We start from the raw sequence: 25,361 nt of genomic DNA on the forward strand, positions 1-25,361 counted from the left end.
CAGGAGGTAAGCCGTCATGAGTCAGGTGCCACACCGAATCTTGCTTGTCGATGATGAGCCCAGCATCGTCAAGGCCTTGTCCCGCTCATTGCGACAAGGCACAGCAGAAGGTCTATGGCCGGCATTGCAAGTCGAGACCTTCACCGATCCCCAAGCCGCGCTGGCACGCAGCTGCGAGCAGCACTTTGACCTGGTCATCAGCGACTACCGCATGCCCGGCATGAACGGTGCCAGCCTGCTGGCCCAGCTGCGTGAACTGCAGCCCCACTGCCGCCGCGTCATTCTGTCTGGCTACACCGACAGCGAGGGCCTGCTGGCCGCCATCAACGAAGCTCAGATCACGCGCTTCTTCACCAAGCCCTGGAACGAGCGCGAGCTGCTGTACGGGGTTCGCGCCCTGCTCCAGGAGCAAAAGTCGGCGCGCGAGACCGAGATCCTGGCCGAGCAGCAGCGCTTGGCACGGCGAGAAATCAGTCCCCAGGAGGCGGAACGGCGCCGGCTGGAGCGCCTGGAGCCAGGCATCACCAAGGTCCGGTGGAGCGACGACGGTGCTTATGTCCTCGACCCCATGGGGCAGGACAGCGTGTGGCCATGAATGCGAGTCACGAGCTTCCCAGGGGTGGCCCGGTTCCGGTCGGACTGGCGGCCGCCCTGGAGGCCGTGGCGGCACCCGTACTGGTCCATGACGGACAGCGCATCTGCCTTGCCAACAGCGCGATGCAGCGACTGATCGGTCGCAGCAGCGCGGAGCTTGAACTGCTCACCCCGGAACACTGGGCGGAACCGCAGCAGCAAGCCATGCTGCGCGACTACGGGCTGCGCTGCCTGGCCAGTGCCGAGGCCATGCCCGCCTTGGAAATCGAGGCCCTGAGCGCGGGCGGGACGCGACGCTATCTCGAGGTCACGGCCCAATACCTGAGCAGCAGCGCGAACGGTCCGGGCTTGGTCGTACTGACCTGCCAGGACCTCAGCGACATTCGCCATGTGCAGAACAGCCTGCTGGAAATGGGGCGCGCCATGCAGCAGATCATTGAAAATGATCCGGTCCCCACCTTCGTGATCGATGCCAACCATCGCGTCACGCATTGGAATGCGGCCGCAGCACGACTGGCGGGTGTGGCGGCTCACGAGCTCATCGGACGCAAAGAGGCCTGGCGCGCCTTCTCCACGACCCAGAGGCCGGTGCTGGCCGATATGGTGGTGGACGGCACCGTGGAGCGCGATGGCCCCGCCCAGTACGGGCCCCAGCTGCACGCCCATGCCACCCTGCCCGACACCTGGGAATGCGAGGGCTTTTTCGAGAACCTGGGGGGCAAGGACCGCTGGGTCTCGTTCACGGCCACGCCACTGCGAGACATCGAGGGCCGGGTGGTAGGCGCCATTGAAACGCTGCTGGATGTGACGGCACGGCGCACGGCCGAGGAGCAGCTGCGCCGGCACCAGGCCGAGCTGGAATCCATGGTGGCCCAGCGCACCGCCGAGCTGCTGCTGAGCAATCACGAGCTCGATGCCTTCCTGGAAAACGCGTCCGTGGGCATCATCGCCACCCGCGGCACCCACATCACGCGCTGCAACCGCAAGTTTGTCGAGATCTTTGAGCTGGAAGACTCTGTCAGCGGAGAGCTGGATGCCAAGCGCTTCTTCCTTGACGAGGACGGCTTCAAGGAGCTCAGCCGGCTGATGCGGGACACCCTGGCTCAAGGCCGCTCACTCAGCCACGAGATGCGGCTCAAGACCGAGCACGGCACGCCCATCTGGGTGCAGATGATTGCCTACACCACCAATGCGGAAGACCCCCAGGCCTCGGTCTGGTGGCTGCTGCAGGACCGCACCGAGGTCATGCGCGCCCAAGAGCAGCTGGTGCTCAATTACCGCAACATCAAGGAAACCAACCGCCGCCTGGAAGAGGCCCAGAACCAGCTGCTCCAGTCCGAGAAGATGGCCTCCATCGGTCAGCTGGCCGCGGGCGTGGCGCACGAGATCAACAATCCGATCGGCTTTGTCAGCTCCAACCTGGGATCGCTGCGGCGCTACGTCGAAGCCTTGCTCAAGCTGGTGTCGGTATACGGGCGCCATCGCGACGAGCTGTCGGCGGACCCCGAGATCGGCGCGCTCGAACAGGCCGCCGATCTTGACTACATCGCCGAAGACCTGCCGGAGCTGCTGCGCGAGAGCGAGGATGGCCTGAGCCGGGTCAAGAAGATCGTGCAGGACCTGAAGGACTTCTCGCGGGTGGATTCGGCGGACTGGCAAGACGCGGACATCAACGCCGGCATCGAGTCCACGCTGAATGTGGTGATGAACGAGGTCAAGTACCGCGCCGATGTGGAACGGCACTACGGTCAGCTGCCTCCGGTGCGCTGTCTGGCGGGCCAGCTCAACCAGGTGTTCATGAACCTGATCGTCAATGCGGCACATGCCATGGAAGGCAAGCGCGGCCTCATCACGCTGCGCAGCGGCTGCGAGGCTCGCGATGGGCGACAGGGCGTGTGGATCGAGGTGGCCGACAACGGCAAGGGCATGCCCCCCGAGGTGCAGCGGCGCATCTTCGAACCCTTCTTCACGACCAAGCCCGTCGGTCAGGGCACCGGGCTGGGTCTGTCCCTGGCCTTCTCCATCGTGCAGAAGCACAGCGGGGTGATCGAGGTCGTTTCAACACCGGGCCAGGGCACCTGCTTCAAGGTTTGGGTCCCGGTGGCCGGGCCCTAGAGCCAGTAAGCCGCCCGACCTGGTCGCCGCGCCGGCCTCGCTACACTCGCCGCCCATGCGAGCCATCATCCTCGCGGCCGGGCGCGGGGAGCGCCTGCGGCCGCTGACCGACCACTGCCCCAAGCCCCTGATCTCGGTGCGGGGCAAGCCGCTCATCGTCTGGCATCTCGAGGCCCTGGCCCGCGCCGGCGTGCGCGACATCGTCATCAACTGCGCCTGGCTGGAGGAGCAGTTCCCCGCCGCCCTGGGCGATGGCAGCCGCTGGGGCCTGCGCCTGCATTACAGCTTTGAGGGCCGCGACTGCGGCGGCGCACTGGAAACGGCCGGCGGCATCGCCCGCGCCCTGCCCCAGCTCACGGCCGATGGCGACGAGAGCTTCTGGGTGGTCTCGGGCGATGTCTTTCTGCCCGGTTTTGAATTCGACACCGAGGCCGCCCGGCAATTCGTGCAGGGCCCGCGCCTGGCCGAGCTCTGGATGGTGGACAACCCCGAACACCACCCGGGGGGCGACTTTGGCATCAGCCCCGAGGGCCTGGCCCTGCTGGACGCGCCGCAGCGCTACACCTGGTCCTGCGTGGGCCTGTACCGGCGCGAGTTCTTTGCCGCCGTGCCGCCCGGGCAGGCAGCGCGGCTGCGCCCCTATCTGGAGGCCGCCATTGCCCAGGGCCGCCTGGGCGCGCGGCACTACCGCGGGCCTTGGACCGATGTGGGCACAGCGCAGCGCCTGGCCGCGCTCAACGCCGGCACCAGACCCTGAGCGGGCTCAGGGCTGAGCCGGCCTGAGCAGGCTCAGCTCCCCGCTCTCCAGCCATTCGCTGGGCGCACGTCGCAACCAGGGGCGCAGGCTGTACTCATCGCGCCAGGGCAGCTCGGTCAGCCCCACCCAGGTATTGCGCCCGTCCTTCTTGGCGCGATAAAGCGCCGCATCCGCCAGGCCCAGGGTCAGCGACCAGTCCAGGGCGCGCGGCAGCTCGGACAGCAAGGGAAAGGCCACAAAGCCAATGGAGCAGCTCATGGACACACAGGCCCCGCCGCCCAGGTCAAAGGGCTGATCCGCCACGGCGGCACGGGCACGCTCGGCCAGCTCGGCCGCATGCCGGCGCGAGGTCTCGCGCGCCACGATGAGGAACTCCTCCCCGCCCCAGCGCAGCAGGTAGTCACTGTCGCGAAACACCGGGCTGAGCCGGCCGCGCATCTGCTGCAGCACCGCATCCCCCGCGGCATGGCCGCGGCTGTCGTTCAAGTCCTTGAAGCGATCCAGATCGACCAGGAAGAAGAGCAGATCACCCTCCTCGACCGGGGCTCCACCCTGGCGGCGCGCGGTTTCATGCCGGCGCAGGACCAGGGCGATGTCCTGCTCGATATGCCGATCCAGAAAGCGGCGGTTGCGCAGGCCGGTGAGCGGATCGGTGAGGCTGGCCTCCTGCAGCGCCCGCGTGGCGGCCTCCAGCTCCGCCGTACGCTCGCGCACCCGCGCCTCCAGCTGGGCCTGGCGGCGGCGCAGCACCAGGGTACGCAGCTGCACCACACCCACCATGGCCGCCAAGCTCGCCAGCAGGCCCAGGGCGCGCAGCCACCACTGCTGCCACCAGGCGGGCTCCACCCGCACCGGAATGGCCAGCTCATGCCGGCTCCATAGACCGCTGCGGTTGGTGGCGCGCACCTGCAGGGTGTACTGCCCTGGCGGCAGATTGCCGTAGGCCGCCACGCGCACATTGGCCTGGCTGCTGATCCAGTCGTTCTCGTAGCCCTGCAAGCGGTAGGCGTAGCTGCTGCGCTGCGGCGCGCTGTAATCCAGGGCCGCGAACTCGATGGCAAAGCGCCGCTCACCTGGGCGCAGCACCAGGCCCTGGCTCAGCTCACCCAGGCCGCGGGGCTGCCCATCCACCAGCAGCTCGGACACCACCAGCGGCGGCTCATAGCTCCAGGGCGCATAGCGCTGGGGCTCCACCACCAACAGCCCCTTGCTACCTCCAAAGAGCATGCGCCCATCCCGCAGCTGCACATAGGCGCGGAACCAGCCGGTGCCAATGTCGGCGCCGTCGGCGGGGGTCAGTTCATGCGTGCTGCCGGAGGCCGGGTCGTGCACGAACTGCTGGGACCAGATGCGGCCCTGGCCATCCTCCAGCAGATTGGCCCCGAAGGATCGCCCGACAAAGCCCGTCCCCACGGCCTCAAAGCTGGCCTCGCGCCCGTCCCAGCTGCGCATGCGGTGCAGGCCCTCGGCCGTGTCCACCCAGAGTCGGCCGCTGCGATCCAATAGCAGGCCCAGCACCGCACCGGGTGCCAGAGCCGCGCCCGAGCGGGTCGGCACGCGCTGCAGCGCGGAGCCGCCGGGCGGCAGCCGCAGCAAGCCCTGCTCGGTGCCCACCCAGAGACCGCCCTCGGCGTCCTGGACCAGGGCATTGACGTCGCCGCTCAGGCGCTGCTCCCCCTCCAGCTCCAGGCGCCGCAACTGTCCTTGCTGCAGACGCAGCAAGCCATCCTGGGTCGCCACCCAGAGCTCGCCTTGCGCGCCGGCCAGCATGCGCCGCACCCGCCCCGAACCCAGGCTCTGGCGCTGCAGCACGCGGCGCTGGCGGTCCAGCTCGTACAGATCGGCGTCGGCACCCAGCCAGATGCGGCCATCGCGGGTCTGGGCCATGCCGCCAATGCGGCGCCCCCCAAAACCACCCTGTCCCGGCTGCAGCTCGCCGATCAGGCGCAGGCGCTCGTCCAGCACGGCCAGGCCCCGTTCGCCCGTGCCCACCCAGATCTGCCCCGTGTCCAGCTGCAGCAGGCTGCGCGCATTGACATCTTCGAACACGCTGCCCGGCCGGCTCTCGGGGCCGCGCACCCAGATGCCGGTGTCCAGCGGGTTGTGCCGCTGCAGGCCGCCGCCATAGCTGCCCACCCAGAGCCAACCGGCCCGGTCGCGCAGCAGGGCGCGCACCTCATTGCTGCCCAGGCCCAGTGGATCGAGGCGGGCATGGACGATACGGCGCAGCAGCGCCCCGTCGCGATCACGCAGCTCGATGCCGCTGCCTCGCGCCACCCAGACCCGGCCGTCCTCCAGCTCCACCACGCCATGCACCGGGCCGCTCCCATCCTCGGGGCGCGAGAGCAGCCGCAGGCTGCGGCCCAGGGCGTCGAGCAGCAGCAGTCCGCCCTGCTGTGTACCCGCCCAGATGCGGCCCTCCACGGTCTGGAACAGTGCGGCAACCATCTGCCCCTCCAGCTCGGGCGCCATGAGCTCGAAGCGATCGGCGCCCACCCCGCGCCGCTTCAGCCCCGACCAGGTGCCCACCCAGAGTGCGCCCGCCTTGTCGATCAGCAGGGCCGGTATGCGATGGTCCTTGAGCCCCGAGGCGGCCTGTGCGCGATGGATGTGGCTGAAGCGGCCGCTGGCCGGGTCCAGGCGGGCCAGGCCATGGCCTATGGTGCCGATCCAGATGCCGCCCTGGGCATCCTCCGCCAGGCTGCGCACCGTGCCCGCGGGCATGCCCTCGGGCAGGGCCGGGTCATGACGATAGACCTGCAGGTTCTCGCTGCGCGGCTCCACGACCACCAGGCCGTTCGACTCGGTGCCCACCCAGAGCCGACCGTCGCGCGCCAGGTGCAGCACCCGGACAAATCCCAGGGCGCCGGTCTTTTGCAGCTGGCTCTTGATCCGCAGCTGCCTGAAGCCATGACCGTCGTAGCGCACCAGGCCCGCGCCCGTGCCGATCCACAACAGGCCCTGCTGGTCCTCGGCCAGGGCCGAGACCACGCTTTGCGGCACCGTGCTCGCGTCGCCCACGGTGTCGAAGCGCGGCGCGGCCAGCTCCGCCTGCGCCAGCCCCGCGCTCGGCAGCAGGCCGCTGGCCAGAAGCAGCCCGCAAACGCCCAGCAAGACGAGGCGCCGGCGCGCGCTAATGAGCAAAGACATGGCCCATCCTAGCCTCTGCCCGAGGTGCTGCCCGCGAAGACCGAGTGCCCGCGGCGCCTCACTGCGCCAGGGGCAGGCAGATCTCGTCCATGCGGGCCAGGACCTCGGGGGTGAGCTTGGGCGTGAGCGCCAGGGCGCCCAGATTGTCCTGAAGCTGGGTCAGCTTGCTGGCACCCAGGATGACGGTGGAGACGCGCGGGTTGCGGTTCACCCAGGCAATGGCCAGCTGGGACACATGGCCGCCCAGCTCGGCGGCCAGGGACTCCAGCTGCGCCACGGCGGCGTTCTTGGCGGGGTCCTGCAGCTGCTCGCGCAGCCAGGCCATGTTTTCCATGGCGCCGCGTGTGCCCTCGGGAATGCCGCTGCGGTACTTGCCGGTGAGCAGACCCGAGGCCAGCGGACTCCAGGTGGTCAGGCCCAGGCCCAGGTCCTCGTACAGCCGGGCGTACTCCTGCTCCACCCGCTTGCGGTGGAAGAGGTTGTACTGCGGCTGCTCCATCACCGGCTTGTGCAGATGGTGGCGCTCGGCAATCTCCCAGGCGGCGCGGATATCGGCCGCGCTCCACTCGCTGGTGCCCCAGTAGAGCGCCTTGCCCTGGCGGATCAGGTCGCTCATGGCCCACACGGTTTCCTCGATGGGGGTGTGGGGGTCGGGCCGGTGGCAGTAGATCAGGTCCACGAAGTCCAGCTGCAGGCGCTTGAGCGAAGCGTCCATGGCCTGCATCAGGTATTTGCGGTTGAGCGTGTCACGGAAGTTCACGCTGGGCTCGGCCTCGCGGTCCAGGCCCCAGAAGAACTTGGTGGACACCACATAGCGGTGCCGCCCCCAGCCCAGGCGCTTGAAGGCCGCGCCCATGATCTCCTCGCTCTTGCCCAGGGCATAGACCTCGGCGTTGTCGAAGAAGTTGACCCCGGCGTCGAAGGCGGCCGCCAGCATCTCCACCGCGGCGGCGGTATCCACCTGCTTGTGATACGTGACCCAGGAGCCCAGGGAGAGCTCGGATACCTGCAGGCCGCTGCGGCCCAGACGACGGTATTGCATGCTAGGGAACCTACTCCAAAGACGATGGGCGTGAGGGTAGCGCAACAGCGGCGGCACGGTCTCGGACTTGTCGCGCATCTGTCACGGGCCGCACGAAGAATCCGCGCCTTTGCAGTCCACTCCACAAGCCCCGCCATGAGCAAGCCCTTGCACAATCTTCTTCAAGCCCAAGAACCCCGCCGCCGCGACTTTGTGCGTGGCGGTCTGGCCCTGGCCGCCGGCGCCCTGGTCGGCCTGCCCGGCTGCGGTGGCGGCGACAGCGATATCGCGGTGAGCTTCGCCCATGGCGTGGCCAGCGGCGACCCCCTGGCCGACCGCGTGATCCTCTGGACCCGCGTGCGCGCCCAGGACAGCGCCGATCTGCGCGACATCCCCTTGCGCTGGGAAGTGGCCAGCGACGCCAACTTCGCCAGCCTGGTGGCCAGCGGCGACAGCCTGGCCACGGCCGCCAGCGACTTCTGCGTCAAGGTGGACGCCACCGGCCTGAAAGCCGGCCAGCGCTACTGGTACCGCTTTGCCGCCTATGGCCAGACCTCGCCCGTGGGCCGCACCCGCACCCTGCCCCAGGGCGCGGTGAACCAGGTCAAGCTGGCCGTGTTCTCCTGCTCCAACTACCCGGCCGGCTACTTCAATGTCTATGCCGATCTGGCCCGCCGCGCCGAGGCCGAGGCCGTGGATGTGGCCCTGCATCTGGGCGACTACATCTATGAATACGGCCGCGACGGCTATGCCAGCGACAAGGCCAAGGCCATGGGCCGCGAGGTGGAACCGGCCAAGGAGATCACCAGCCTGGAGGACTACCGCCGCCGCTACGCCCAGTACCGCAGCGATGCCGATCTGCAGGCCCTGCACGCCGCCCTGCCCATGATCGCCGTCTGGGACGACCACGAGATCACCAACGACACCTGGAAGAACGGCGCCGAGAACCACCAGGCCGCCACCGAGGGCGACTTCGCCGCCCGCAAGGCCGCCGCCATCCAGGCCTTCCACGAGTGGCTGCCCATCCGCAGCGCCAGCAACCGCGAGCAGATCTACCGCAGCTTCGCCTTCGGCGATCTGCTGGCCCTGCACATGCTGGACACCCGCGTGATTGCCCGCGACCAGCAGCTGGACTACGCCAGCTATATCGACGCCAAGGGCAGCTTCAATGCCACGGCCTTCCAGACGGATATGGCGCGCGCCGACCGCCAGCTGCTGGGTGCCGCCCAGAGCCAGTGGCTGCAGCAGCAGCTGGCCGGCTCGCGCGCCACCTGGCAGGTGCTGGGCCAGCAGGTGCTGATGGGCCGCATGGACATCCCGGCCCCCATCCTCTTCGAGGCCAACAATCCCGGCACGGGCGTCTCGGTGGGTGTGTACGCCGCCATCGCGGCCAAGGCCCAGAGCAATCCGGCCAGCCTCACGGCCCAGGAGCGCGCCATCCTGGCCCAGCCCAGCATTCCCTACAACCTCGATGCCTGGGACGGCTATGCCGTGGCCCGTGAAACCCTGCTGGCCACCGCCAGCCAGCTGGACAAGAACCTGGTGGTGCTGGCCGGCGACACGCACAACGCCTGGGCCAGCGATCTCAAGGACCGCACGGGCAAGCAGATCGGCGTGGAGTTCGCCACCTCCTCGGTCAGCTCGCCGGGCTTCGAGGTCTATCTTCCCAAGGAGAACCCCCAGACCCTGGCCGCCGCGCTCACCCAGCTGATCGGTCCGCTGGAGTATTGCGACACCTCACGCCGCGGCTATATGGTCGTGACGGCCACGCCCGCCGAGTGCCGCAGCGACTGGATCTTCGTCAACACCGTCACCAGCCGCGACTTCAGCGCCAGCCTGGGCAAGAGCCTCAAGGTGCTGCCGGGCGCCGGTCAGCGCAAGCTGGTCGCGGCCTGAGCGCGCGTGAAGCGTCCCGCCGCGCGGCGGGGCGCGGCGCGCGCGCCCCTCCCCCCCAAGGGTGGCCGAGGGTCTACCCTGTGAGGGGGGCAGCCTCGCCTACCTAGACTCCCGCACTTTCATCAAAAGTGAAGTGAGGAAGGCATGGTCATGAGCCGGTACAGCCAGCGCTGGAGCGCGCTGGGCGCCGCAGGTCTGATCGCCCTGATGGGCACGGGCTGCGGCGGTGGGGGCGGTGGCGGCAGCGAGGGCGCCAGCAGCACGCCCGCCACGCCGGCACCCGGCAAGCCCGCCCCCATGGCCGTGGTGGGCGGCAAGGTGATCGATGGCTATGTCAGCGGCGCCACCGTTTGGCTGGACGTCAACGGCAACCACGTGAAGGACGCCGACGAACCCTCCACCGTCTCCAAGGCCGCCGGCGCCTACCAGCTGGAGCTGAGCGAGGCCCAGCGCGCCTGCCTGCCCTACGCCACGCTCTACGTCGACGTGCCCGTGGGCGCCACCGACGAGGACAGCGGCCCGGTGAAGGAGGCCTATCAGATGGCCATCGCACCACGCCTGCAGCCCATCAGCGTGGACCAGGTGCTGCACATCTCGCCGCTGACCTCGGCCATCTGGGACCAGGTGCGCACCCGCCTCAGCGCCAGCACGCCCAATCTCAGCAGCTGCGAACAGCTGCGCGCGAACCAGCAGCTGCGCGAACAGCTGATCAACGAAATCCGCACCGTGATGGGCGAGCTGGTGAGCCGCCACAATCTGTCGGAGGCGCGCATCCATGACGACTTCATCAAGTCCAAGGACGAGCAGAGCTACAAGCTGGCCCAGGACATCGTCAAGGGTCTGAAGGCCGGCTATGCCCACAAGCAGAAGCTGCACGCCCAGTACCCCGAGGCCACCTTCATCCGCGCCGAGGTCTACCGCGGCCGCGGCACGCGCCAGTTCGACGACCAGGCCGGCGTCTGGTATCGCAACGCCTCGGTCTGGCTCCCCAGCGGCTACCTCAATGAATGGGTGGTGCTGGACGAAAGCCTGAGCAAGATCCAGCGCGTGCTCAATCTGCGCCGCCAGGACAACCAGCCCTGGGGTGCCGCCACGCTCAAGACCACCCGCACCGCCCACAACTTCCAGAACGACGGCAGCGACTACCTCTGCAAGCTCAACGAGGCCGTAGAGCAAAGCAAGGACGGCGTGCGCTACGAGCTGGTGGTGCACTACGAGGACCCCAAGCGCGAGGCCGACCCGCAAGCCTGCTTCAACGCGGCCCATACGGCCAGCCCCGGCCCCGTGGGCCTGCGCGAGTACTACACCGACTACCGGGTGGGCCGCGTGTCCTATCTGAGCAATCTGCGCTTCTACGCCGAGCAGCCCGAACACGCCTTGCTCAAGGACTGGGAGAAGCTGCAGGGCAAGAGCGCCCAGCTGGATTTCAACAGCGTGATCCAACGCATGGCCGCCAGCGGCTACCGCTTCGAGGACGAGGTCAAGCTCCCCGTGTTCAGCTGGCTCAAGCGCTCGACCGACGACAGCCAGCTGCGCATCACCATCGAGAAGAGCAATACCGGCCCCTGGACCCGCAGCAGCGTCCAGGCCGACGGCACCAGCCGCAAGGACTGCAGCGCGGACCAGGGCAAGACCTGGGGCGCCTGCGCCAGCTGAGCCCGCTGGTAGAGGGCACACGACAAGCCTTCAACAAACCCTGAAGGAGCCCCGCCGCCCGCGGGGCTTTTTTTCGTCCCGCACGGGCTGGCTATAGTCCCGTCATCTCGCCCCGCAACACGCCCAGAATCCATGCCTACCGCCTCCGATCCCGCCGCCCCTCTTGCCAGCCGCGCCCCGCTGCGCCTGGCCGTGGTCGGTGCCGGACCGGCCGGCCTGACCCTGGCCCTGCTGGCCGCGCGCAGCCTGCCCCAGGCCCAGATCACGCTCTTCGATGCCCGCCCGCTGGAACGCGATATCAGCGGCGATCCGCGCACCCTGGCCCTGGCCCTGGGCAGCGTGCAGCTGCTGCAGCGCCTGGAGGCCTGGCCGAGCGACGTCGCCCAAGCCATTCACGAGGTGCATGTGAGCCAGGCCGCGCCCACGCTGCGGCACCCGCTCTTCGGCGCCGAGGGCGAGCCCGTGGTGCGCCTGAGTGCCCGCGAGCTGGGCCAGCCCCAGCTGGGCGCCGTGCTCAGCTACGGCCAGTTGGTCGCCCCCTTGCAAGCCGCCTGGCAGGCCGCCACGGCCCGCGAGCCGCAGCGCCTGCTCAGCCGCTTCGGCCAGCCGGTGGCCGCCATCAAGCCCATGGAGCGTGGCGTTGAGATCGATGCCGGCATCGTCGAGGCCTATGACCTGGCCGTGGTGGCCGAGGGCGGCGTGTTTGCCGAGCAGTCGCGCAAGAGCCTGAGCCATGACTACCACCAGAACGCCTGGGTGGGCACCCTCACCCTGGCACCCGACAGCCCGCCCGGCCTGGCCTATGAGCGCTTCACCCGCAACGGACCCCTGGCCCTGCTGCCCCTGAGGCCCCGCGAGGGCCAGCGCCGCGCGGCCCTGGTCTGGTGCATGCCACAGGCCGAGGACGAGATTGGCTCACTCAGCGACGCGCAGCGCCTGACCGTGATCCAGAGCCTGCTGCCCGAGCGCGTGGGGCGCCTGCAAGGCATCTCGCCGCTCAAGTGCTTCCCCCTCGGCCTGAACGCCGAGCGCAGCCTGGTGGCGGGCCGCACCGTGCGCATTGGCAACGCCGCCCAGACCCTGCACCCGGTGGCCGGCCAGGGTCTGAACCTGGGCCTGCGCGATGCCTATGCCCTGGTCCAGGCCCTGCGCGACCAGGCCGATCTGGACCGCGCCCTGAACAGCGTGGCATGGCAGCGTGCGCCCGACCGCTGGAGCATGATCGCCACCACCGACTTCCTGGCCCGCAGCTTTGCCTGGCGCTGGCCCGGCCTGCCCATCGCCCGCGGCCTGGGCCTCGCGGCCCTGCAAGCCCTGCCCCCGCTGAAAAACGCCCTGGCCCGGCAGATGATGTTCGGGCGGCGCTGAGCCGGGCGCGTCTCGCGCGACAAGCGCGGTCTGCAAGACTGAGCCAGGAACCAGGTTCAGCCCTGCCGGCGCCGCGCCATCAGGCCAACACCGGCCAGACCGGCCAGCATCAGGGCCAGGCTGGCCGGCTCGGGCACGGCCAGCGCAATGCTGTGCCCGGTCTGCACATCCAGGGTGGGCGCCGTCAGATAGACAAGGCCGTGGTTCAGATTGCCCGCGCCGTACTGGCTGAGCAGGCTGACCTGGGCTTGGCCCGCACCCAGCACCTTGAAGGACAGGGTGGCCAGCTGCAGCGAGGCCTGGCCGGCATCGGCCACACCCGGAAAGGCCGAGCCCGAGATCGGGACGCCCGTCAGGGCCGAGTCGTCCGACCAAGCCGTGGCTAGGCTCACGCCGCTCAGGGCCAGCAGGCTGCTGTCAAAGCTCAGACCCAGGCCAAAGGCCAGCAGCTCATCACCCGCGCGCTCGCCGTCAAAAGGCTGCAACAGCGCCACATCCAGGGTGAAGCTCTGACCGACCGTGGCCGCCGTGGTGCCAGAGATCGAAAGGCTGGCGGCCTGGGCCGACGACAGGCCCAGCACCGCGAGCGATGCGGCCAGCAGGAACTTGTTGATCTTCTTCATGTGGAACTCCTTGATTCAATGCCTCACTGGCGCGTGAACAAGGCATACCAGAGCTTGTAATCGGCCTGGGTGATGCACTTGTCGCCATCGAAATTGGCCAGCGGCTGGTAGCGGGTATCGCCCTCGCAGCTGCCCAGGGCAGCGCGCTGCAGATCGCGGTCGCTCGCGTTGATGAGGCCGTCGCCGTTGATATCGCCCAGCTTGCGCACCGCGAAAGGCACACGCGGAGCGGCCTCCTGATAGCCATCATTGAGCAGGAAGGCGATGTAGTACTCGCCAGCGCCCAGGCCGCTGAAGGCGGTGCTGCCGGCAGCACCTGCGGCATAGCGCCACTGCAGGGCCGGGCTGCCGCTGCCCGGGGTCTGAGTGGCGCGGTAGACGCCCACCCAGTCCTTGGCCCCGCCCGGCATGCCGGACCAGCTGACGTTCAGCGTCTCGCCGGTGCGGATCAGGTTGCGCGCCACGCCCAGCACGCGCGGCGGGGGCGGAGGCTCGCTGCCGGCGCCCACGGTAAAGGCCACGCGGTTGGACACCTCGGTGTAGGAGTCGTTGATGTAGAGCGCCAGGAAGTACTCGCCGTCCGGCAGGGCCTCGGTGGGCGAGAGGCTGCCGCTGGCGCGGCCATCCACGTAGGAATAGCTCACCAGCAGGTCGATGCCGGGCTTGGCGCCCTTGCGGAACACACCGATATAGTCCTTGGCCGTGGCCGGACCATCGGCAAAGCGGATCTCCAGGCGCTCACCGCTGGCCAGGGCGGTCTTGACCAGGCTGACACTCGCGATCTCGCTGCCCACGGCAAAGGGCAGGCGCTCCGAGATCTCGAAGTAGGCGTCATTGATCATGAAGGACGCGTAGTAGTAGCCCTTGTCCAGGGCGCCCAGGCTCACATTGCCCGCGGCGCTGGGCGCATAGGCCCAGCTGGTGGAGCCCACGGCGCCGGGCTCCTGGCCGACGCGGTAGATGCCAATCCAGTCCTTGGCGCCGCCGGGCGCGCCGCTCCAGCCGATGCTGGGGCGCTCGCCCACATTGAACTGGGTCTTGTTGATGCTCAGCGTGGCGGGGCTGCCCACATAGAAGGCGGCACGCGGCGCGATCTCGGTAAAGCTGTCGTCGGTGAAGAAGGCGGCGTAGTACTCCACCCCGGCGGCCAGGCCGCTGAAGCTCAGCCGACCATTGGCGCCCGACACATAGGCCCACTTCACCGCGGGCGAGCCCGCGCCGGGCTTCTGGCTCTTGCGGTAGATGCCCACCCAGTCCTTGGGCTTGCCGCGTCCGTTCAGGTGCTCGATCACCACGGGCTCAGCGGCCGGCCAAACCTTCTTGGCCAGGCGCAGGGCCGGGTCGCCGTCCGAGCTGCCTTGCACGGTGAAGCTGTAGGTCGGCGTCCAGGGCGACCACTCGGCATTTGCGTCGCGGTGGCGGGCACGGATGTAGTAGCGGCCGTTGTTCAGGCCGTTGGGGCCGACGGCATAGCGCTCGATGTCCAGGCCGGCATGGATGTCCACCGGCTCGTAGTGCGGCGCGCCGCTATCGCCATAGAGGTTCTCCACATCGCGGATCAGGTCCACCACCTTGCTGGAGAAGGCGGCATCGCGCGCGATCTGGAACTGCGTGCTGTTGAGAGCCATGCCCGAGGGCGACTGGTAGCCCCCCAGCTTGAAGGCGTGGGGCAGGCTCAGCGTGGCGCCATCGCTCACACCGTCCAGCACCGGCTGCAGCGGCGGCGCGGCGTCCAGATGACGCTCGAACTCGTCCACCAGACGGTTGTCATAGGCGAAGCCCAGCTTGGGGTGGCCCACGGCATAGGACGAGACCTTCATGGTGCGCGCACCCAGATCGAAGTCGATCAGCTGCCAGGTCCAGTTGGCGATGGTCTTCTGCACATCATCCATATCGCGCTCGGTCGACTGGCCCCAGAACTGGTCCCAGGCCGTGCCGCCGCTGATGAGGTGATAGACGGGCCAATCGCGCGTCTGGCCGCGGGCATAGAGATGGTGGTGTGCGCCGATGTTCAGCACATGCTTGCGCGTGCCGGCCAGGATGGGCATGGCCGTGTCGCGGAACCAGCTGGAGATGTCGCCCACATACTGCTCGGCCTGGTAGGGCCGGTGCACCACGCTGATCACCCAGTCCACATCGGGGTCGGCATTGGCAGCCGCCACCACCTTGCGCAGCCACTCGGTCTGGGCCGCAAAGCTGTGTTCGGAGTTGGTGTAGACCAGCAGCACGCGGCCGACCTGGTGCGCGTAGTAGCTCTCATCGGCCGCGGCCGGAATGCCCTGGTAGCTGATCTTGTCGTACTCGGTGTGCGCACGCCAGTTGACCAGGCCCGGGTCGTAATAGGTCTCGTGATTGCCCAGCGCCATCATGATGGCCAGATTGCCCGACACCACCGACGAGGGCTTCATGTGCACGAACTCGTAGTGGTCCAGCGTGCCCACATCGACCTGATCGCCGTTGTTCAGCATCAGCTGCACCGACTCCTCCAGCGGCAGGCCGGTCATCGACTCGATCTTGGCCTTGGCCGCCTTGAGCAGCGGCGTGTGGCGGTCATCATTGCGCAGCTGATGGTCGCCGGTCACCAGGATGCGGAAGTGGCCGCTCTTGCGCGCCGCCGTGGGCTGGGTGCGGAAGCGATACACCGGCGACACCTGGCTGCCGGTGCGCACGCGATAGCTGTAAATCGTCTCGGGCTGCAGGCCCGTCAGCTGCACGCCATGCAAGCGGTAATTGGCCGCCAGCACCTGGGGCGCGCCGGTGGCACGGCGCAGCAGCGGCCCGCCATCCGGGCCGAACTCCACCACCGACTCGCTGCCCTCCTCAGTCTTCCAAGTCACCCAGATCGAGTTGGCCGTGGGGGTCTGCAGATAGGGCTGCAGTTCGGCGGCAAGCGCCGCGGACCCGCACAGCAGGCTGCCCAGCAAGACAAGCAGAGCGCGCAGCAAGCGCCCTGCGCCAAAGAAGGTGGAAATCATGATGGTGAAGTGCTCAACGCAGCCAGCCAAAAACAGGCGCGCATTGCAGCAGCCGGGTATGACGACGGCGTGAGGGAGGGATGGTCCGAAAGGACTCATGCAAAGCCTTGCGAACCCAGGCAAGCATCCTCGGAAAAGACGAAGGCCGCGCGTCTTGCGACTTCGCGGCCTTCCATTTGGTGCATCTTTCAGCTTGTTAGCGTCCAGAGCGCATATCCCAGTGATCGGATGTCGTCATCTTAACCGGCGCGCAATGCGCCCGGACCTCGTACAAACCTCAATCCCGGTGCCAGGTCTTGTCGCTATAAAACACGGCTGACAAAACAAGATCGCTGGCTCCAGGGAGGGCTTGCCAAGATGACGATTCGATACCGCCTGGCCTTGGACCTGGGCTCCACTTCCTTGGGCTGGGCCATGGTGCTGCTCAAGGGCAAAGACCATGCCGAACCCTGCGCCGTGATCCGCGCCGGTGTGCGCATTTTCCCGGACGGACGCAACCCCAAGGACGGTTCCTCGCTGGCAGTGACGCGGCGCGAAGCACGCGCCATGCGGCGGCGCCGCGACCGCCTGCTCAAGCGCAAGGCGCGCATGATGCGCACCCTGGTCACGCACGGCTTCTTCCCGGCTGAGCCGGAGAAGCGCAAGGCGCTGGAAACGCTCAATCCTTATGCCCTGCGGGCCAAGGGCCTGGATCAGGCCCTCAGCCCCGAGGAATTCGCACGCGCACTGTTCCATATCAACCAGCGGCGCGGCTTCAAGAGCAATCGAAAGACCGACAAGAAGGACAACGACAGCGGGGCGCTCAAGGCTGCCATTGGCACGCTGCGCGCCCAGCTGGACCCGTCTGGCGTGGACGGCAAGGCGCGGACCGTGGGCGAGCTGCTGTGGCGCCGGCTCAATGATCAGAGCAAGCCCCCCGAGCAGCGGACGGTGCGCGCACGCTACCGCGAGCTGCGCATTCCCAGGGAGGGCGGCAAGGATCGCATCGAGAAGAGCTACGACCTCTACGTAGACCGCGCCATGGTGGAGGCCGAGTTCGATGCACTGTGGGCCAAACAGGCCGAACTCAATCCGGCCCAGTTCCACGAGGCCGCCCGCCTCGCCCTGAAGGACTGCCTGCTGCACCAGCGCCAGCTGCGCCCGGTCAAGCCCGGGCGTTGCACCCTGATCCCGGAGGAGCCGCGGGCGCCATTGGCTCTGCCCAGCCAGCAACGCTTTCGCATCCTGCAGGAGGTCAATCACCTGCGCCTGCTTGGCGGCCGGCTGCTGGAGGAGGCACTGAGCCTGGAACAGCGCGACAAGCTGGTCGCCGCGCTGGAGGCAGGCGCCAAGTCTTTCAAGACGGCAATTCCGAAGCTGCTGGGCTTATCGGGCGCGGTGCACTTCAACCTGGCCGACGCCAAGCGCATCGAGCTGAAGGGCAATGCCACCAGCATGGAGCTAAGCAAAAAGCAGTTCTTCGGCGCAGCATGGCATGGCTGGACTCTGCGACAGCAGGATGCCATCGTCCGGCAACTCATAAATCAAGAGTCCCTGGGCAAGCTCGTGAAACGCCTGCAGAAGTACTGTGGCGTCGACGAGGCTCGAGCAGAGCACATTGCGGAGAAGGCCAATTTCGTCCCCGGCTATGGCTCGCTGAGCGCCAAGGCACTCGCCCGCATCCTGCCGGCCTTGCGGGCCGAGGTCATCACCTACGACAAGGCCGTGCTGGCCGCCGGCTTCGAGCATCACAGCCACATCAGCCACGCCGCGAGCACGGGCGAGATCCTGCCGGAGTTGCCCTACTACGGCGAGTACCTCCAGCGCCATGTCGGCTTTGGTACCGGCGAGCCCGCAGATCCACCTGAGAAGCGCTTCGGCCGCATCGCCAACCCGACGGTGCACATCGGGCTGAACCAGGTGCGCGTGGTCGTGAATGCACTGATCAAGCGCTACGGCCACCCCAGCGAGGTCGTGGTCGAGGTCGCACGCGAACTTAAGCAAAGCCAGGAACAGCGTCGCGAAGCCCAGGAGCAGCAGGCCAAGAACCAGAAGCGCAACGACCGACTGCGCAAGGATGCTGCCGCCATCCTGGGCATCGCCGAAGAGCGAGTGCGCCAGGCCGATATCCAGAAACTGATCCTCTGGGAAGAGCTGAGCTTTGATACCGCCGACCGGCGCTGCCCCTACAGCGGCGTGCAGATCAGTGCCGCCATGGTCTTGAGCGAACAAGTGGAGGTCGAGCACATCCTGCCCTTCTCGATGACGCTGGACGACGGCCTGAACAACAAGACCGTGGCCATGCGCCAAGCCAATCGCGTCAAGGGCAATCGCACGCCCTGGCAGGCGCGCGATGACTTTGCGGCCCAGGGCTGGGACTACGAAGCCATACTGCAACGCGCGGAGCGCATGCCGCGCGCCAAGCGCCAGCGCTTTGCTGAAGACGGCTACGAGAAGTGGCTCAAGGACGACAAGGACTTTCTGGCCCGCGCGCTCAACGACACCCGCCACCTTAGCCGCGTGGCGCGCGAGTACCTGAGCCTGATCTGCCCTGGTGGTACTCGTGTGATCCCTGGCCAGATGACTGCCATGCTGCGCGCCAAGTTCGGACTCAACGGCATCCTGGGCCTCGACGGCGAGAAGAACCGCAATGATCACCGCCATCATGCGGTAGACGCTTGCGTGATCGCGGTCACCGATCAGGGGCTGCTGCAGCGCTTTGCGCGAGCCAGCGCCGACGCACGCGGCAAGGCTTTGGACAGGCTTGTGGAGACCATGCCCGACCCCTGGCCCAGCTACCGCGAGCATGTGCGTCGCGCGGTGCATGCGATCTGGGTGAGCCACAAGCCGGATCATGGACATGAAGGCGCCATGCACAATGACACGGCATATGCACTGCTCGGAGATGGCCGTGTAGCTGTGACCAAGTGGATAGATGGCCGGCGCACGAGGGAGGAATCGGCCCTTAAAGTGATTGCTATATGCGATGGGCGGGCTGCAGAAAGGCACGGCGTCGCGGAAGACGGCAGCCCACGACCCTACAAAGGCTACAAGGGAGACAGCAACTACTGCATCGAGGTAGTGATTGACGAGCGTGGTCGATGGCAGGGCGAGGTAATCTCGACCTACGCCGCCTACCAAGTAGTCAGGACACATGGCGTCGCCCAGTTGCACAACCGTCACCGAAGCGTTAGCGGCAAGCCGCTGGTCATGCGCCTGACCATTGGCGACTCGCTGCGCTTGGTGCACAACGATCAACTTCGGACAATGCGGCTTTCGTACGTCAACAGTGCAGGAACTCTCGCACTCATTGAGTGTCACGAGTCAAACGTCGACAAGCGCACTAGAAGCAAGGAACTCGCATATGTCTTCAAGACTGCCGGTTCGTTGCAGAAGGCTGATGGCCGTCGCATCACCATCTCACCCATCGGCGATCTTCGCGACCCCGGCTACAAAGGGTAACGCACATGATCGGCCGCATCGTCGAGGTGGCCGACGACCGGCGCCACTTGGCCATGAACCGGGGCTTCATGGTCGTGAAGGACACCGAAGGTCCGGGTAAGGAACTGGGCCAGGTGCCGCTCGACGACATCGCCGCCGTGATCGCCAATGCGCATGGCCTGAGCTACACCAACAACCTGCTGGTCGCGCTGGCCGAACGCGGCGCGCCCTTTGTACTGTGCGCAGCCAACCACAATGCAGTGGGCATGCTGCTGCCCATTGAGGGCAATTTCGAACAGTCCAAACGCATCGAAGCACAGATCGCCGCCAGTCTGCCCACACACAAGCGCATGTGGGCCGCCGTGGTGCGCGCCAAGCTGGAGCAGCAGGCCGCCGCGTTGGAGGCTGCGGGCACGCCACCCGCTCCGCTACAGGCCCTCGCCACCAAAGTGCGCAGCGGTGACCCCGACAACCTGGAAGCCCAAGGCGCCAGGCGCTACTGGAGCCTGCTGTTCGGCAACGGCTTCCGGCGCGATCAAGATGGCGGGGGCGTCAACGCCTTGCTGAACTATGGCTACACCGTCTTGCGCGCCGCGACAGCACGCGCCGTCATTGCGGCTGGCCTGCACCCCAGCATCGGGCTGCATCACAGCAATGACAACAACGCCATGCGCCTGGTGGACGATCTGATGGAGCCCTTCAGGCCCGTGATCGACCTCAAGGTCTGGCAACTCAAGCGCAACGGCGAAGAACTCGTGACGCCGGAAGCCAAGCGCGCCCTGGTCCACACGCTTTACGACGATATGCAGACCACGGCAGGCGCGACGCCGGTCATGGTCTGCGCGCAGAAGCTCGCCGTGTCACTGGCCCAGGTCTATCTCGGTCAGCGCGACAAGTTGGACCTGCCGCTGCCCGGCCTGCCGCTGGCGCTGGCCGCCGCACTCCAAGACGAGTAATGAGAAGCGAGGGCCGCCACTTGGGATCGTCAACATGCTCACTGGCTACCGGCTGATGTGGATGGTCGTGATGTTCGATCTGCCCGTGGTCGAGAAGGCCGAGCGGCGCGCGGCCACAGACTTTCGCAAGGCCCTGCTGGACATGGGTTTCGAGATGAGCCAGTTCAGCGTGTACATGCGCATGTGCACCAGCAACACGCAAATCGAGACCTACTGCAAACGGGTGGAAAGCGCCTTGCCCAGCGGTGGCAAGGTCAATATCCTGCAGTTCACCGACAAGCAGTACGAGCGCATCGTCAGCTTCCAGGGGCAGACCAAACAGCCAGCCAAAAAAACGCCCGACCAGTTCGACTTGTTCTAGCCATGCAAGCAGTTTTCAAAGTCCCAGAAGGCAAAAACCCCTTGACGAATCAAGGGGTTACTGCCGACCTAGTCTAGGTCACTGGGATATGCGCTCTGACCGGAACTATCTGCCCAGTCTTGAGGCCCATTGCCCTAGTCTAGGTCACTGGGATATGCGCTCTGACCGGAACAGTTGTTCCGTTAACTCACGGTACGCAGCCAGTCTAGGTCACTGGGATATGCGCTCTGACCGGAACTCAATTGAGCTGGACACAAAAGCTCTACGCAGTCTAGGTCACTGGGATATGCGCTCTGACCGGAACCTGCAATTGCGTTGCCTTTTTATATGCAGCAGTCTAGGTCACTGGGATATGCGCTCTGACCGGAACCGGGATCACTCGGCACACATTCACCTTGTCAGTCTAGGTCACTGGGATATGCGCTCTGACCGGAACGAATCGGCCCCGCAAGAGACTGAGAAGACTAGTCTAGGTCACTGGGACATGCGCTCTGACCGGAACGGTGCAACACCCGACCCCGGTGCACAATCGACTCAGGCCGCTGCGCCTTCGCGGTGGCCGGCTCCCAAGGAGGCAGCGATGAATGCACGCGCGATCGGCAGAAAGCGTTCCCGGATTCCTGGCCTGGCCCTGTTGGGCGGCGGCGCCGCCCTGTTGACGGGCCTGGCGGGCTGCGCCGGCAGTGGTGCGGTGGAACTGGCCAACCGCAAGCCCGCCGAGCAGTTGGCGCGCGAGACGCGCGAGGCCCAGCCCTCGGCCTCGGTGTACAGCGGCTGGCGGGTGTTTCAGGACAAGTGCGCGCGCTGCCATGGCAGTGACGCGCGCGGCAGCGCGCAGGCACCCGATCTGTTGCCGCGCCTGGGCGATATGGGCCAGCGCCGCTTTGTGGGCCTGGTGCTCAGCCGCTATGACTGGGGCCTGCCGCCCGACCAGGTCCGCGGCAGCGAGGCGCAGATCGAGGGCGTGATGCAGCGCCAGCAAGGCGCGCTGAGCATGCCGGCCTGGCAGGGCGAGCCCAGCGTACAGGCGCACATCACGGACCTTTACGCCTATCTCAGCGCGCGCTCCAGCGGCGCCCAGGGGCCGGGTCAGCCCTCGCGCTGAAAGCCCGGAGCGGCTGGAGCGGTTTGCGCCGCCACCCACCGGGCATAGGGCTCGTAGACCGGCCCCAGGGCCTGGGCATGGATGGCGGGCAGCTCGTAGGGATGCAGCTCGCGCAGGGCCTGCTCCAGCGCTGCATACAGTTCGGCACGGGTCTTGAGCAGCAATCGGAATTCGCCCTCTTGCTGCAAACGGCCGTCCCAGCGGTAGAAGCTCTCCACCTCGGAGATTTGCGCGCAGGCCGCCAGCCCACGCTCCACCATCTGGCGCGCCAGGGCCTGGGCCGCGGCCCGCTCGGGCAGGGTGGTGAAAACGGCGATCAGGGCCGGTGCAGGCGAGCCATCTGGCGGACCATCTGGCGGGATAGGGGCACTCATGTGCGCATTGTGCGAGCCGGCCTGTGCCGCATCAAGGACAATGGGCGGCCATGATGACGACCCAGTTCCAGGACTCCATCCAAGACCGTCTGCGCCACGCCGTGCAGGCCTCCCTGCCCTGCCAGGCCGCGCCGGTGCAACTGGCCCTGGGAGCGCTGCTCTCGGCCCAGCAGGAGCCGGTGCACGCCCTGATCGCCTGCAGCCTTGATGAGGGTGACCCGACCCTGCATGTGGGCGCGGCCCTGGACCTGGTGCATATCGGTTTGCAACGCCTGCATGCGCGCGTGGATGCCCCGCCCGAGACCGCTGGCGCGGCCGCCCTGCTGGGCACGGCGGGCAATGTGCTGGCCGGCGACTATCTGACCAGCGGGGCCTTCAAGCTGCTGGTGCACTGCAATGACCTGGCGGTGCTGCAGCATGTGGCCGATGCCATCACCCATTGCTGCGAACTGGAATGCGCGGACATGGGCCGCGCCGACGCCAAGGCTTCGGCCCGCGCCCTGCCCATGGGCGGGGCCGCCGCCCGAGCCGGCGCCATGCTGGCCGGGCTGGATGAGGCCGCGCAGATCCTGGCCCAGCGCTATGGCGAGGCCATGGCAGCCGCCCTGCTCGGCAGCGAGGCTGACGCAGCCGACCGGGCCAGCCTGCATGCAGCCGCCCTGCAGGCCGCCCAGGCCCTGCAGGACGCTACGGGCAAGACCCGGCCCCTGGAACTGGCCCGCGCCCGCCTGGGCGGCTGAGTGACGGGCTCAATCCTCGCGCTGGGATGGGCCGGACTGCTCCGCATGGGCTAGCAAGCCTGTCACGCAGGGGTTGCGGGTGCTGCCTAAGCTGAAAGCTCAAGGCTGAGCAAGGCGCGGCGAACTGCTGGCACCTCGCCCCTGGCAGGTCGCGGGGCGCGGAGGCGGTGGAAGTATTGGCGCATGGCGCGGCCGGTCTTCCCCCACTCTCTCCTCGAGGCGCTCTCGCACCATGTTCTCCACGCAAACCTCCAACCTCGCCACCCGCCGGCCCCTGGGCATGAGTGTCCTGAGCCTGGCGCTGTTCATTGCCTTCGCGCCGGCGCAGGCCGAGAAGCTCACCCTGCTGCATGTCGGCGACCAGGAGTCCTGGCTGCTGTCGGCCCAGGGCAATCTGCGCGACAACGCCTCCCAGTCCATTTCCTTCTACGGCGGCGTGGACCGTCTGGCCTCGGTGATGGCCAATGCCCAGGCACAGGCCGAAGCAGCCGGGCGCAGCGTGCTCAAGCTCAATGCCGGTGACGCCTTCCTGCCCGGCCCGCGCTGGAATGCCAGCAAGGCCCTGCTGGGCACAGCCCACGCTGATGGCGGCCAGGACTTCTTCGATGCCATCGCCATGCGACACATCGGCTTCCATGCGGCGGTGTTCGGCAACCATGAATTCGACGAGGGCGCCGCCACGGCCGCACGCTTCGCCGCCGTCTCGGGCACGACCTATCTGTCGTCCAACCTGAACTTCCAGTCCACGCCCGCCTTCGCCAGCCTGGCCAGCACCGGGCGCGTGGCGCCCTACACCCTGGTCAGCACCAGCCAAGGCCACAAGATCGCGCTGGTGGGCGCCACCACGCCCCTGCTGCCGCGCATCTCTTCGCCGGGCCCGGTGTCCCTGCTCAACCACGATCCGCTTCAGAGCGAACAGCAGAACCTGATCCGCATGACCGAGCTGGTGCAGCAGAACGTCGATGCCGCGCGCGCTGCTGGCGCCAAGACGGTGGTGCTGATGAGCCATCTGCAGAACTGGAACAACGAGCGCCAGATCGTGATTCCGCGCCTGCAGGGCGTGGATGTGGTGGTATCCGGCGGCGGGCATGAGTTGATGGCCGATGCCGACGACCGCCTGCTGCCGGGCGACGCTCGCGCCCTCACCGGCCACCCCCAGCTGGTCAAGGATCGCACCGGCCGTGATGTGGCGGTGGTGACTTCTTCTTTCGGCAACCGCTATGTGGGCGAACTCAATATCGAGGTGGACGACAGCACGGGTGCCATCCGCGCCATCGAGGGCTCGCGCCTCTTGCGCGTGAGCGGCAACGCCGCCGATGCCGACCGGGTGCAGGGCGACAGCTTCCTCAAGACGTCCGTGATCGATCCGGTCAAGGGCTATGTGGATGTGCTCAATGCCACCCGCATCGGCAGCTCCCAGGTGGCCCTGAACGGCCTGCGGGGCAGCAAGGGCGTGCCGGGCAGCTTCGAGGCCGGCGTGCGCAATAGCGAGACCAATCTGGGCAATCTGGTGGCGGATGCCATGCGCTTCGCGGGCAAGGCGGATGTGGCCATCCAGAATGGCGGCGGCATACGCGCCGGTATCGCGGCCGGCGATGTGACTGTGGGCGACACCTTCAATGTGCTGCCCTTCACCAACCTGGTCCGCCGGGCACCCAGCGTGGACGCCGGCCAGCTCAAGCAGATCCTGGAGCACTCGGTCGCCACGGCCTCGGCTGCAGGCGATGTGAATGGCCGCTTTGCCCAGGTTTCGGGCCTGCGAGTGATCTACGACACCCAGCGCAACGCCGGCAGCCGGGTGCTCAAGGTGACGCTGGACGATGGCACGGTGCTGATCGACAACGGCGTGGTGGTGAACGGACTGCGCCGCTTCTCGCTCTCCACCATCGACTTCACGGCCGCTGGCGGTGATGGCTACCCCTTCGCCGCCGCGGGCGTCTTGTTCGAAAACGCCGTGGACACCATCACCTACCAGGAGGCGCTGGAACGCTTCATCAGCAGCCCGCTCGAGCAGGGCGGCCTGGGAGGCCTGATCACCGCGGAACGCTATGGCACGGCCAACCCCTTGGACGCCGCCGGCCGCCTGGTGGATGTGGCCCTGGCGCCAGTCCCCGAGCCTGCCACCTACGGCATGATGGCCCTGGGTCTGGGCTTGCTGGGCTGGCTGCAGCGCCGTCGCCGCGCAGCCCACCAAGCGGCTGCGGCAGCGGCCTGATGAGAGCGGGCTGCGGCGGCAGCCGCCGCAGCCCG

General features: G+C 67.5%; 17 protein-coding genes and 1 CRISPR repeat array. Of the genes, 12 read left to right on the top strand and 5 right to left on the bottom strand.

What is annotated here, in order from left to right; genetic code table 11:
* Window positions 1-16 precede the first annotated feature (16 nt).
* The 3 genes from ACK5F2_RS14695 to murU are packed head-to-tail and all read left to right on the top strand — an operon-like array spanning window position 17 to window position 3,466.
* Window positions 17-595 (top strand): response regulator, encoded by a 579-nt coding sequence (locus ACK5F2_RS14695; RefSeq protein WP_409865861.1) that lies wholly within the window; start codon window positions 17-19, stop codon window positions 593-595.
* The gene (locus tag ACK5F2_RS14700) at window positions 592-2,709 is read left to right on the top strand and encodes an ATP-binding protein (protein ID WP_409865864.1); all 2,118 of its coding nucleotides are present in this window, start codon (window positions 592-594) and stop codon (window positions 2,707-2,709) included. Before ACK5F2_RS14695 ends, ACK5F2_RS14700 begins: the two co-directional genes overlap by 4 nt.
* Before the next feature lie 55 nt (window positions 2,710-2,764).
* Window positions 2,765-3,466, top strand: coding sequence for an N-acetylmuramate alpha-1-phosphate uridylyltransferase MurU (gene murU / locus ACK5F2_RS14705; RefSeq protein WP_409865866.1), 702 nt, complete (start codon window positions 2,765-2,767; stop codon window positions 3,464-3,466).
* A gap of 6 nt (window positions 3,467-3,472) precedes the next feature.
* On the opposite strand, the gene ACK5F2_RS14710 is transcribed toward murU, so the two are convergent.
* Window positions 3,473-6,616 carry a two-component regulator propeller domain-containing protein gene (locus ACK5F2_RS14710; protein WP_409865869.1) on the bottom strand — a complete coding sequence of 1,048 codons (3,144 nt, stop codon included), beginning with the start codon at window positions 6,614-6,616 and terminating at the stop codon, window positions 3,473-3,475.
* Window positions 6,617-6,674: 58 nt separating this feature from the next.
* Window positions 6,675-7,658, bottom strand: a complete 984-nt coding sequence (locus tag ACK5F2_RS14715) for a potassium channel beta subunit family protein (RefSeq protein WP_409865871.1) — start codon at window positions 7,656-7,658, stop codon at window positions 6,675-6,677.
* Between the two features lie 135 nt (window positions 7,659-7,793).
* Here ACK5F2_RS14715 and ACK5F2_RS14720 point away from each other — a divergent pair, with 135 nt between their 5' ends.
* The 3 genes from ACK5F2_RS14720 (at window position 7,794) to ACK5F2_RS14730 (ending at window position 12,557) form a co-directional block, all read left to right on the top strand.
* Window positions 7,794-9,533, top strand: coding sequence for an alkaline phosphatase D family protein (locus tag ACK5F2_RS14720; protein ID WP_409865873.1), 1,740 nt, complete (start codon window positions 7,794-7,796; stop codon window positions 9,531-9,533).
* 150 nt (window positions 9,534-9,683) lie between these two features.
* Complete coding sequence (locus tag ACK5F2_RS14725; RefSeq protein WP_409865875.1) at window positions 9,684-11,189, top strand: hypothetical protein; 1,506 nt, start codon at window positions 9,684-9,686, stop codon at window positions 11,187-11,189.
* A 132-nt stretch (window positions 11,190-11,321) separates the two neighbouring features.
* On the top strand, window positions 11,322-12,557 hold the full coding sequence (locus tag ACK5F2_RS14730; protein WP_409865878.1) for an FAD-dependent monooxygenase: 1,236 nt from the start codon (window positions 11,322-11,324) through the stop codon (window positions 12,555-12,557).
* Window positions 12,558-12,613: 56 nt separating this feature from the next.
* Here the strand turns inward: ACK5F2_RS14730 and ACK5F2_RS14735 are convergent, their stop codons facing one another.
* Both ACK5F2_RS14735 and ACK5F2_RS14740 read right to left on the bottom strand, forming a co-directional pair.
* The gene (locus ACK5F2_RS14735; RefSeq protein ID WP_409865879.1) at window positions 12,614-13,180 is read right to left on the bottom strand and encodes a PEP-CTERM sorting domain-containing protein; all 567 of its coding nucleotides are present in this window, start codon (window positions 13,178-13,180) and stop codon (window positions 12,614-12,616) included.
* A gap of 23 nt (window positions 13,181-13,203) precedes the next feature.
* Complete coding sequence (locus ACK5F2_RS14740; RefSeq protein ID WP_409865881.1) at window positions 13,204-16,155, bottom strand: fibronectin type III domain-containing protein; 2,952 nt, start codon at window positions 16,153-16,155, stop codon at window positions 13,204-13,206.
* Between the two features lie 357 nt (window positions 16,156-16,512).
* Here ACK5F2_RS14740 and cas9 point away from each other — a divergent pair, with 357 nt between their 5' ends.
* The 4 genes from cas9 (at window position 16,513) to ACK5F2_RS14760 (ending at window position 21,997) form a co-directional block, all read left to right on the top strand.
* Window positions 16,513-19,596: a type II CRISPR RNA-guided endonuclease Cas9 gene (gene cas9 / locus ACK5F2_RS14745; RefSeq protein WP_409865884.1), complete on the top strand. Its 3,084-nt coding sequence runs from the start codon at window positions 16,513-16,515 to the stop codon at window positions 19,594-19,596.
* A gap of 5 nt (window positions 19,597-19,601) precedes the next feature.
* The gene (gene cas1 / locus ACK5F2_RS14750; protein ID WP_409865886.1) at window positions 19,602-20,531 is read left to right on the top strand and encodes a type II CRISPR-associated endonuclease Cas1; all 930 of its coding nucleotides are present in this window, start codon (window positions 19,602-19,604) and stop codon (window positions 20,529-20,531) included.
* A 34-nt stretch (window positions 20,532-20,565) separates the two neighbouring features.
* A complete protein-coding gene (gene cas2 / locus ACK5F2_RS14755) occupies window positions 20,566-20,892 on the top strand; it encodes a CRISPR-associated endonuclease Cas2 (protein ID WP_409865888.1) in 327 nt (108 codons plus the stop codon).
* A gap of 69 nt (window positions 20,893-20,961) precedes the next feature.
* Window positions 20,962-21,394: a CRISPR direct-repeat array (repeat unit 37 nt; unit sequence CAGTCTAGGTCACTGGGATATGCGCTCTGACCGGAAC).
* Window positions 21,395-21,472: 78 nt separating this feature from the next.
* Window positions 21,473-21,997, top strand: a complete 525-nt coding sequence (locus ACK5F2_RS14760) for a c-type cytochrome (RefSeq protein WP_409865890.1) — start codon at window positions 21,473-21,475, stop codon at window positions 21,995-21,997.
* Here ACK5F2_RS14760 and cutA read toward each other — a convergent pair.
* Window positions 21,982-22,371: a divalent-cation tolerance protein CutA gene (cutA, locus tag ACK5F2_RS14765; RefSeq protein WP_409865891.1), complete on the bottom strand. Its 390-nt coding sequence runs from the start codon at window positions 22,369-22,371 to the stop codon at window positions 21,982-21,984. The genes ACK5F2_RS14760 and cutA overlap by 16 nt on opposite strands.
* A 50-nt stretch (window positions 22,372-22,421) precedes the next feature.
* Here cutA and ACK5F2_RS14770 point away from each other — a divergent pair, with 50 nt between their 5' ends.
* Together ACK5F2_RS14770 and ACK5F2_RS14775 are read left to right on the top strand one after the other, a co-directional pair.
* Window positions 22,422-23,111 carry a hypothetical protein gene (locus ACK5F2_RS14770; RefSeq protein ID WP_409865894.1) on the top strand — a complete coding sequence of 230 codons (690 nt, stop codon included), beginning with the start codon at window positions 22,422-22,424 and terminating at the stop codon, window positions 23,109-23,111.
* Between the two features lie 232 nt (window positions 23,112-23,343).
* Window positions 23,344-25,326: a bifunctional metallophosphatase/5'-nucleotidase gene (locus ACK5F2_RS14775; protein WP_409865896.1), complete on the top strand. Its 1,983-nt coding sequence runs from the start codon at window positions 23,344-23,346 to the stop codon at window positions 25,324-25,326.
* The last annotated feature ends 35 nt before the right edge of the window (window positions 25,327-25,361 follow it).

The organism is Roseateles sp. (assembly GCF_046300915.1).
Classification (GTDB): domain Bacteria; phylum Pseudomonadota; class Gammaproteobacteria; order Burkholderiales; family Burkholderiaceae_C; genus Kinneretia.